Source organism: Stenotrophomonas sp. (genome assembly GCF_032103445.1).
Taxonomy (GTDB): Bacteria; Pseudomonadota; Gammaproteobacteria; order Xanthomonadales; family Xanthomonadaceae; genus Stenotrophomonas.
Genome location: NZ_DAMDFR010000107.1, coordinates 1 through 8,412 on the forward strand (window position 1 = coordinate 1; position 8,412 = coordinate 8,412).

Here is an 8,412-nt window from a genome sequence, read left to right on the forward strand (position 1 = left end):
GCGGGCCATCGCCGGGCTTGCCGGCAGGACGTGCGCCCTGCGGCTTGCCACCGGGGCGGCCGTCGCGGCGGGCATCGGGCTTGCGCTCGGGTTTGCGTTCGGGCTGCGGCGCGGACTTGAAGCCCAGGCCCAGCAGCTGGTCGCGGAGGGTATCGCTCATGGTGTCAGGTCGATCAGTAGTGCGGGGGCGGCGGTTCTTCGCCCGGATCGGAATACAACGCGTTTCGGACCTTGCCCAGGTCTTCCAGCAGCAGTTTGGTCAGCTCGGCATTGCGGTTGCCTTCGATACGGGCATCGGCCAACGCTTCGCTCAGTTCGGCCAGCGCCTGTTCCTGGAAGGACACGCGCATTTCCAGCTCGATCAGGCGCGCTTCCAGCGCCTGTTCACGCGCGGAGGGAATCAGCTCATCCATGCAGCGAACGCCCCCGACCGATGCCGTAGTAAGCCACACCGGCCGCTTCGATGTCCTGCGGGTCGTACAGATTGCGGCCGTCAAAGACCACCGCATCCTTGAGCTTTTCGCGCAGCATGGCGAAATCCGGGCTGCGGAACTGCTTCCACTCGGTCACCACCACCAGCGCATCAGCGCCTTCCAGCGCCGCGTTGGCGCTGTCGCAGAAGACCAGATCGTCGCGCTCGCCGAAAATGCGCTGTGCTTCGTGGGCGGCTTCCGGGTCGTAGGCGCGGACCTTGGCACCGCCCTCCCACAGCTGCGCCAGCAGGCGACGGCTGGAGGCTTCACGCATGTCGTCAGTGTTGGGCTTGAACGCCAGACCCCACACCGCAAAAGTGCGGCCGCGCACGCCTTCGTCCTCGCCCCGGTCGTAGTGACGCTGGATCAGTTCGAACAGATGCCCCTTCTGGGCATCGTTGACCGCTTCCACCGCATTGAGCAGCTTCGGCTCGTGGCCATACTGCTGCGCGGTGCGGGCCAGCGCCTGCACGTCCTTGGGGAAGCACGAGCCGCCGTAACCGGCACCCGGGTAGATGAAATGCCAGCCGATGCGCGGGTCCGAACCGATACCCTGGCGGACCTGCTCGACATCGGCACCGACGCGTTCGGCAATGTTGGCGATTTCGTTCATGAACGAAATCTTGGTGGCCAGCATCGCGTTGGCGGCGTACTTGGTCAGTTCGGCCGAGCGCACGTCCATTTCCACCACGCGGTCGTGGTTGCGGTTGAACGGTGCGTACAGGCGGCGCATCAGCGCCACCGAATCAGGATTGGACGCGCCCACCACGATGCGGTCTGGCCGCATGCAGTCGGCAACCGCGTCACCTTCCTTGAGGAATTCCGGGTTGGAGACCACGTCGAACGCGATCTCCACCCCACGTGCGGCCAGCACCTCGGCGATGGCCGCGCGCACTTTGTCGGCGGTACCGACCGGCACCGTCGACTTGTTGACCACCACGGTCGGGACCTGCATGTGCTGGCCGATGGTGCGGGCCACGGCCAGCACGTACTGCAGGTCGGCACTGCCGTCTTCATCGGGCGGCGTGCCGACCGCGATGAAGATCACCTGGCCATGCGCGATGGCGGCGGCGGCGTCGGTGGTGAAGGCCAGCCTCGCCGCGGCGTGGTTGGCCTTGACCATGGGCTCCAGCCCCGGTTCGTAGATCGGGATGATGCCCTGGTTGAGGCCGTCCACCTTGGCCTGGTCGATATCGACGCAGACCACCTGGTGGCCGACATCGGCCAGGCAGGTGCCCGTGACCAGCCCGACGTAGCCGGTACCGAAAATCGCGACGCGCATGTCCGTGATGGCTCCGTTCCCTTACGGCAGGATGGTCAGCAGTTCGACGTCGAAGGTCAGCGTCGCGTTCGGGCCGATCGGGCCACCCTGCGTGCCGGCTTCGCCATAGGCCAGCTCACCCGGGATCCAGAAGCGGTACTTGGAGCCGACCGGCATCAGCGCGACGCCTTCGGTCCAGCCCTTGATCACCTGGTCCAGGCCGAACTCGGCCGGGGTGCCGCGCTGGTAGCTGCTGTCGAACACGGTGCCGTCCAGCAGCTTGCCTTCGTAGTTCACGCGGACCTTGCTGGTCGGCATCGGGCGCTCGCCCGAACCCGGACGCAGCACCTGGTACTGCAGGCCCGACGCGGTGGTGACCACGCCCGGCACGGTCTTGTTCTTGGCCAGGAAGGCGTTGCCTTCGGTGCGGTTGGTGCCGGCCTGGGCGGCCGCCTTGGCCTGCATTTCGGCCTGCTTGGCGGCCATGAAGCCTTCCAGCGTGGACTTGGCCTGGTCGGCGGTCATCTTCGGCGTGCCCTTGCTGAAGCTGGTCGAGATCGCGTCGAACAGCGGGGTCAGGTCCAGGTCATCCTTCAGCGCGGCCAGCGACGGGCCGACAGCGTAGCTGCCCAGCATCAGGCCGACCTTTTCGCGGTCGACCTTCGGAGCCGGGGTGCCCGGGGCCTGGCCCGGAATCGGCTGGCCGGCCTTGACCGCCATCGACATGCGCAGCGCCTGGTCGGTCTTCTGCGCTTCTTCCTGGGTAATCAGCGGCTGCTTGCCGGCGAAGGCGTTTTCGACGCCACGGCGCAGCGCGGCCAGATCGATCTCTTCAGCAATCGGGGCGAAGGAATTGGCCACATCCAGGCCAATGGCGTAGCTGAGCTTGTCTTTCTGGGAGGTCAAAGCAGAGGTCTCCTTGGCGGCCGGGGTGGCAGCCGGTTGTTGCGACAGGGCGGCACCGGAGGTACCCATCGCCAGAATCAGAACCGACGCCGCGGCGCCACGCATTCCCATCTTCATTTGCTGCATTCCTGGAAGTGACTGGGCGCCGACGTCGGCGCGAAAAGAAGCATTGTCGCACGCACGTGCGAGATGTCGAGACGATCAGCGCTTTGCAGGCGTGACCGACAGCTCATGTTCGATCGCCTTGACCAGCTCGGCATCATCCGGCTTGACCCTGCTGGGGAACTGCGCGACGACCCGACCGTCCCTGGACACCAGATACTTGTGGAAGTTCCAGCCCGGGGCGACGCCGGTGGCCGCCGTCAACTGCTTGTACAGCGGAGTGGCGTTGTCGCCGGTGACCTCAACCTTCTGGAACATCGGGAACTTGACCCCGTAGGTCAGCGTGCAGAATTCCTGGATCTGCGCCTCGCTGCCGGGCTCCTGGCCCTTGAAGTCATTGGACGGGAAGCCCAGCACCGAGAAGCCGCGCGCGGCGTACTTCTTCTGCAGCGCCTCCAGGCCTTCGTACTGCGGGGTGAAACCGCACTTGCTGGCAGTGTTGACCACCAGCAGCACCTTGCCGCCGTACTGCTTCTGCAGATTGACCTCGCCCTTGCCGGCCAGCGGGCGGTAGTTCAGATCCAGCAGGCCGGCGGCCTGGGCCCCACCGGCCAGCAGCAGGCCGGCCAGCAGCGCGACGGTCCAGCGACGGGCCCGGACAGCGGTCAGGACAGGGTGAGAGAAACGCATCGGGCAACTCCGGTCAGAAGGCGGGGAAACAGGCTGGAACAGCCGTCCAGCAGACTGCGCGGACTATACCACCGGGGCTTTTTGCGCCATGTGGCTGCACATCACTGAATGCAGGCCCAGCGGAGCCAACCGTATTTCAGTGACATGACATGATATTTTTCAACTAGTTGCATTCCTCATTCAGGAACTGGCGCACCCCTGCCATCAGTTGGGGCATGTCGCAACTTGCACTTCAGCGTATCGGTGTTATAGTTGCATACAACACCAGTCACCTGATGCAGGGGAAGCTCATGAACCGCATGCGCCACCACTCCGCCAAAGCCCTCACAGCCGCCACCGCGCTGCTGCTGATCGGCTGGTTCAGCATCCCCGCCGGTGACCGTGACGGCTCGTCCGCCACCGGTGCGTTTGAAGGCCCGCAGGACGCCGAGGTCATTGAGGCAGGGAACGCCGACGGCGCCCCCACGCCTCCCCGCCGGCTGCACAGCTCCCTGTCCATGCCTTACTTCTCATTCGCACAGTCGCTGAACCCACGGAGCTGACTCATGAGCGATATTCAATGGAGCGATGGCGCTCCGATCTACCGTCAGCTGAAGGAGCGTGTCATCGCGATGATGCTCGACAGCATCATCAAACCCGGCGATGCCCTGCCCTCGGTCCGGCAGGTCGCCGCCGAATACCAGCTCAACCCCATCACCGTTTCGCGTGCTTACCAGGAACTGGCCGACGAAGGCCTGGTGGAGAAGCGCCGCGGGCTGGGCATGTTCATGACCGAGGAAGCCGCCACCCAGCTGCGCAGCAGCGAGCGTGACCGCTTCCTCAATGAAGAATGGCCGCTGGTTCTGGAGCGCATCCAGCGCCTGGGCCTGCACCTCGACGATCTGCTGCCCAAAGGGACTTCCTCATGAATGCCGTTGCATCCGACGCCGTCATCACCGGCCGGGGCCTGCGCAAGGCCTACAAACAGACTGTGGCGCTGGACACCCCCAGCCTCTCCATCAGCCCCGGGCGCATCACCGGCCTGATCGGCCCCAACGGGGCCGGCAAGACCACCCTGCTCAAGGCCCTGCTCGGCCTGACCACGGTGGAAGGCGAACTGCACGTGCTGGGGCTGGACCCGGCGGTGCAGCGCAACGCGCTGATGAACGACGTGTGCTTCATTGCCGACGTGGCCGTGCTGCCGCGCTGGATGAAGGTGCGCGAAGCCATCGACTTCGTCGCCGGGGTGCACCCGCGCTTCGACCGCGCCCGCTGCGAACGCTTCCTGTCCACCACCAAGCTGCAGCCACGCCAGCGCGTGCGTGAGCTGTCCAAGGGCATGATCGTGCAGTTGCACCTGGCCCTGGTGATGGCGATCGATGCCAAGGTGCTGGTGCTGGACGAACCGACCCTGGGCCTGGACATCCTGTACCGCAAGGAGTTCTACCAGCGCCTGCTGGAAGACTACTTCGACGAGCAGAAGACCATCATCGTCACCACCCACCAGGTGGAAGAGATCGAGCACATCCTGACCGACGTGATGTTCATCCGCGACGGCCGCATCGTGCTGACCGCCGACATGGAAGACATCGGCGAGCGCTACACCGAGGTCCTGGTGTCGGCCGAAACCGCCGACGCCGCCCGTGCCCTGCAACCCATTGACGAGCGCCAGCTGCCGTTCGGCAAGAACGTCATGCTGTTCGACGGCGTACCGCGCGCCCAGCTCGCCGCCCTCGGCGAAGTCCGCAGCCCCGGCCTGGCGGACCTGTTCGTGGCCATCATGAAGGGAACCTACGCATGAACACCGTCCACCACCCGATCAGCAAGGCGAGCACCTTCGGCTGGCTGCTCAAGCGCGAGTACTGGGAAAACCGCGGCGGTTTCCTGTGGGCCCCGTTGATCGCCGGCGTGATCTCGCTGGCGATGAGCACCATCGGCATCCTGCTCGGCCTGTGGGGTCTGAATCGTGCCGCCAAGAGCGGCAACCTGCACATCGACAACGAAAACATCAACATCAACGGCCTGGACCTGAAGCTGTTGACCGAGAAGATGGATGCCAGTGCCGCGGCCGATCTCGGCAATGCACTGGACTTCACCATCCTGCTCGGCTCGCTGTGGCCGTTCGTGGTCCTGGCCTTCGTGGTGTTCTTCTACTGCCTGGGTGCGCTGTACGACGACCGCCGCGACCGCAGCATCCTGTTCTGGAAGTCGCTGCCGCTGTCGGACACCCAGACCGTGCTGTCCAAGCTGGTCAGCGCGCTGGTGGTGGCCCCGGTCATCGCGGTGATCGCCTCGATCCTGACCATGTTCGGCTTCATGCTGATCCTGTCGTGCGTGGCCCTGGCCTACGGCGGCAACCCGATGACCCTGATCTGGGGCCCGGCCAGCCCGCTGTCGCTGGTTGCCAGCCACCTTTCGTGGTTGCCGGTGTACGTGTTGTGGGCCCTGCCGACCGCGGGCTGGCTGCTGATGTGGTCGGCCTGGGCCAAGTCCAAGCCGTTCCTGTGGGGCGTGATGCTGCCGATCTTCGCTGGCATCATCGTCGCCACCACCAAGGTCATGCAGCTGTTCGACCTGACCAGCGGCTGGTTCTGGCAGCACATCGTCGGCCGCCTGCTGCTGGGCACGATGCCGGGCAGTGACGTGTTCTACCGCATGGACCAGCTGCGCGCGGTCATCAGCGACCGCGACAACCTGGTCACGGCGCTGTCGCCGTCCAACCAGCTGGGGGCGCTGCAGTTGCCGGAGCTGTGGATCGGCGCGGCGTTCGGCGTGGTCTTCATCATCATTGCAATCCGCCTGCGCCGCCGCGCCGGTGAAATCTGACCCTTCCCTGCACCGAGGAACCTGCCCATGATCCGCACGTTCGCTGTTGCTTCCCTGTTGTTGCTGCCCCTTGTTGCGATGGCCGATGAACCGCAGTGCCAGTACAGCGAGCCCCGTGATCTGAAACTGGACGTGGCCGGGGCCAAGGCCGTGGTGTTCCAGGTCAGCCAGCATGATCTGGTGCTGCAGGCCGGTCCCGGGCCGCATGCCCTGACCGGCCGCGCCTGTGCTTCACGGCAGGACCTGCTGAAGGACCTGGTGGTCACCCAGAGCAAGGAAGGCGGCAAGCTGATCGTGAAGCTGGAGCGGGCCAACCAGGGCGTGGGCTCGATCCTGAGCGGCAACCAGTACGCCTACCTCGATCTGCGCGGCACCATTCCGGACAACGTGCTGATCCAGATGAACGTGGGCTCGGGTGATGCCAGCGTCACCGGCGCGCATTCGCTGAGCGCGGATGTGGGTTCGGGCGATATCGATCTGCGCGCCATCAAGGGACCGGTGACGGCGGCGATTGGTTCGGGTGACGTGGATCTGGACGGGGCCGGCTCGCTGAACCTGCTGCGGATCGGCTCCGGTGATTTCACCGCGCGCAACATCGGCGGCGCAGCCAAGGTCGGCGATGTCGGCTCCGGCGATGTGAAGCTGCACGACGTGGCCGGCAACGTGGACGTCGGCACGGTGGGCTCGGGTGACATCGACCTGCAGCGGGTCAAGGGCAGCGTCACCCTGGCCGGGATCGGCTCGGGCGATTTCGAGGCGCGCCAGGTGGGCGGCAGCGTCAAGGTGGAGCGCCACGGTTCCGGCGATGTGACGGTGCGCGATGTCGGCGGTGATCTCACCGTGGGCAGCAGCGGCAGCGGCGACATCAACCACAGCAACGTGCGCGGCCGCGTGCAGTTGCCGCGCGGTAAATAAAGGATCACCGACATGAATACTCGACTTCTTCTGCCTTCGCTCCTGCTCTGCCTGCCACTGGCCGCCTGCGGCAATGGCGACGTCAACAACAGCACAAACAAGGCGGCGGCCGAAACCGAATCGATCGGCGCAAAAGTACAGGCGGCGACCGACAAGGCGCGCACGGAAATAGCCAAGGGCAACATCAACATTTCCGATGAGCACAACAACAAGGCCGAGATCACCCCGCAGGGCGATCTGCTGATCAACGGCCAAGCGGTCACCATCGACGCGCAGCAGCGTGCGTTGCTGCTGGACTACCGCAAGCAGGTGGAAAAGCTGGCCGGTGCGGGTATGGACATCGGCGTGGCCGGTGCCCAGCTGGGCGTGAAGGCCGCCGGCGAGGCGCTGCGCGGGGTGTTCTCGGGCAATACCGAGGGCATCGAGGCCAAGGTGAACGCGGAGGCGGACAAGATCAAGGAACAGGCCCAGACCTTGTGCAAGCTGCTGCCGGAGATGATGGCCAAGCAGCAGGCGCTGGCGGCGGTACTGCCTGCCTTCAAGCCGTACGCCACGATGGACCAGAGCGACATCGACGACTGCCACGCCTGAGCGGGCGCTGCGACGATCGGTCGCAGGGGCGGCATCGCCACGGGGGGAGGACTAGAATGGTCCTCCCCCTTTTTGTTGCCGCACTGCCATGAAGAAGCTCTGCCTGCTGCTGTTTGCCCTGTTCTGCGTGGTCGCCACCGGCTGCGACCAGGAATACCGCAACCACCGCGCCGAGCGCAGCAAGCCGAAGATCACGGTCAGCGACGGCATGGTGACGGTGCGCCGCGCGCCGGCCCCGAACATCATCGTGCTGCCGAACGGGCACATGAAGGTGGACGAGATCGAGATTCCGCTGGATGAAAGCCAGCAGGCCCTGCTGCAGAACATGTTCGGCCAGCTGCAGGTCCTGCGCCAGAACACGCTGGTGGACGCCCCGCACGACCCGGACATGCGCGCAGTAAAGATCCAGGTCCCGCCGGGCATGCAGCCCATCCCCGCCGACATCACCACCCGCATTCCCGAGTTCAAGGGCTACACCGAAACCTTCGACAACCTGATGGCGGATCGTCGCTGACGCCCACCGCGTTGCAATTGCACGATTTCCGTAGAGCCGGGCTTGCCCGGCTGCTGTTGGATTCAGGCGAACAGCCCTCGGCTGCTGATCTACGTGCTTAGGGCCATCGGATGGGGGGTACGGGACACGCCGTTAACCCATCCATGGGGGCTCGT

The 8,412-nt window shown here is 65.3% G+C and carries 11 protein-coding genes and 1 pseudogene; 7 read left to right on the forward strand and 5 right to left on the reverse strand.

The genetic code is table 11. The annotated features are described in order from the left end of the window. From RT551_RS20575 to RT551_RS20595, 5 genes and pseudogenes are all read right to left on the reverse strand, one after another. Positions 1-160: pseudogene (locus tag RT551_RS20575) on the reverse strand (DUF2058 domain-containing protein); the annotation flags it as partial. A gap of 13 nt (positions 161-173) precedes the next feature. Beyond that, a complete protein-coding gene (locus RT551_RS20580; protein ID WP_311191803.1) occupies positions 174-413 on the reverse strand; it encodes a SlyX family protein in 240 nt (79 codons plus the stop codon). Further along, positions 406-1,755 carry a UDP-glucose/GDP-mannose dehydrogenase family protein gene (locus RT551_RS20585; RefSeq protein ID WP_313461940.1) on the reverse strand — a complete coding sequence of 450 codons (1,350 nt, stop codon included), beginning with the start codon at positions 1,753-1,755 and terminating at the stop codon, positions 406-408. Before RT551_RS20585 ends, RT551_RS20580 begins: the two co-directional genes overlap by 8 nt. Positions 1,756-1,776: 21 nt before the next feature. Further along, on the reverse strand, positions 1,777-2,757 hold the full coding sequence (locus RT551_RS20590; protein WP_313461942.1) for an FKBP-type peptidyl-prolyl cis-trans isomerase: 981 nt from the start codon (positions 2,755-2,757) through the stop codon (positions 1,777-1,779). 84 nt (positions 2,758-2,841) lie between these two features. Then, entirely contained in the window at positions 2,842-3,432 is a 591-nt protein-coding gene (locus tag RT551_RS20595) for a glutathione peroxidase (RefSeq protein ID WP_313461944.1), read from the reverse strand. A gap of 215 nt (positions 3,433-3,647) precedes the next feature. Here RT551_RS20595 and RT551_RS20600 point away from each other — a divergent pair, with 215 nt between their 5' ends. The 7 genes from RT551_RS20600 to RT551_RS20630 all read left to right on the forward strand — a co-directional run bounded on the left by RT551_RS20600 (position 3,648) and on the right by RT551_RS20630 (position 8,257). Beyond that, entirely contained in the window at positions 3,648-3,974 is a 327-nt protein-coding gene (locus tag RT551_RS20600) for a hypothetical protein (RefSeq protein WP_313461946.1), read from the forward strand. Positions 3,975-3,977: 3 nt separating this feature from the next. Continuing rightward, positions 3,978-4,340: a GntR family transcriptional regulator gene (locus tag RT551_RS20605; protein ID WP_125362006.1), complete on the forward strand. Its 363-nt coding sequence runs from the start codon at positions 3,978-3,980 to the stop codon at positions 4,338-4,340. Next, positions 4,337-5,212, forward strand: a complete 876-nt coding sequence (locus tag RT551_RS20610) for an ABC transporter ATP-binding protein (protein ID WP_313461948.1) — start codon at positions 4,337-4,339, stop codon at positions 5,210-5,212. The genes RT551_RS20605 and RT551_RS20610 overlap by 4 nt, the downstream gene beginning before the upstream one ends. Beyond that, a complete protein-coding gene (locus RT551_RS20615; protein ID WP_313461951.1) occupies positions 5,209-6,237 on the forward strand; it encodes an ABC-2 transporter permease in 1,029 nt (342 codons plus the stop codon). Before RT551_RS20610 ends, RT551_RS20615 begins: the two co-directional genes overlap by 4 nt. A 27-nt stretch (positions 6,238-6,264) precedes the next feature. Then, positions 6,265-7,152 carry a DUF4097 family beta strand repeat-containing protein gene (locus RT551_RS20620; RefSeq protein WP_313461953.1) on the forward strand — a complete coding sequence of 296 codons (888 nt, stop codon included), beginning with the start codon at positions 6,265-6,267 and terminating at the stop codon, positions 7,150-7,152. Between the two features lie 12 nt (positions 7,153-7,164). After that, the gene (locus RT551_RS20625; RefSeq protein WP_313461955.1) at positions 7,165-7,743 is read left to right on the forward strand and encodes a DUF2884 family protein; all 579 of its coding nucleotides are present in this window, start codon (positions 7,165-7,167) and stop codon (positions 7,741-7,743) included. 88 nt (positions 7,744-7,831) lie between these two features. After that, positions 7,832-8,257 (forward strand): hypothetical protein, encoded by a 426-nt coding sequence (locus RT551_RS20630; protein WP_313461957.1) that lies wholly within the window; start codon positions 7,832-7,834, stop codon positions 8,255-8,257. Positions 8,258-8,412: the final 155 nt, after the last annotated feature.

Bases quoted from the DNA above. Each gene is read 5' to 3' on its own strand.
- RT551_RS20615 (WP_313461951.1), top strand. From the start codon at position 5,209: ATGAACACCGTCCACCACCCGATCAGCAAGGCGAGCACCTTCGGCTGG.
- RT551_RS20595 (WP_313461944.1), bottom strand. From the start codon at position 3,432: ATGCGTTTCTCTCACCCTGTCCTGACCGCTGTCCGGGCCCGTCGCTGG.
- RT551_RS20600 (WP_313461946.1), top strand. From the start codon at position 3,648: ATGTCGCAACTTGCACTTCAGCGTATCGGTGTTATAGTTGCATACAAC.
- RT551_RS20625 (WP_313461955.1), top strand. From the start codon at position 7,165: ATGAATACTCGACTTCTTCTGCCTTCGCTCCTGCTCTGCCTGCCACTG.
- RT551_RS20620 (WP_313461953.1), top strand. From the start codon at position 6,265: ATGATCCGCACGTTCGCTGTTGCTTCCCTGTTGTTGCTGCCCCTTGTT.
- RT551_RS20610 (WP_313461948.1), top strand. From the start codon at position 4,337: ATGAATGCCGTTGCATCCGACGCCGTCATCACCGGCCGGGGCCTGCGC.
- RT551_RS20605 (WP_125362006.1), top strand. From the start codon at position 3,978: ATGAGCGATATTCAATGGAGCGATGGCGCTCCGATCTACCGTCAGCTG.
- RT551_RS20580 (WP_311191803.1), bottom strand. From the start codon at position 413: ATGGATGAGCTGATTCCCTCCGCGCGTGAACAGGCGCTGGAAGCGCGC.
- RT551_RS20585 (WP_313461940.1), bottom strand. From the start codon at position 1,755: ATGCGCGTCGCGATTTTCGGTACCGGCTACGTCGGGCTGGTCACGGGC.
- RT551_RS20590 (WP_313461942.1), bottom strand. From the start codon at position 2,757: ATGAAGATGGGAATGCGTGGCGCCGCGGCGTCGGTTCTGATTCTGGCG.
- RT551_RS20630 (WP_313461957.1), top strand. From the start codon at position 7,832: ATGAAGAAGCTCTGCCTGCTGCTGTTTGCCCTGTTCTGCGTGGTCGCC.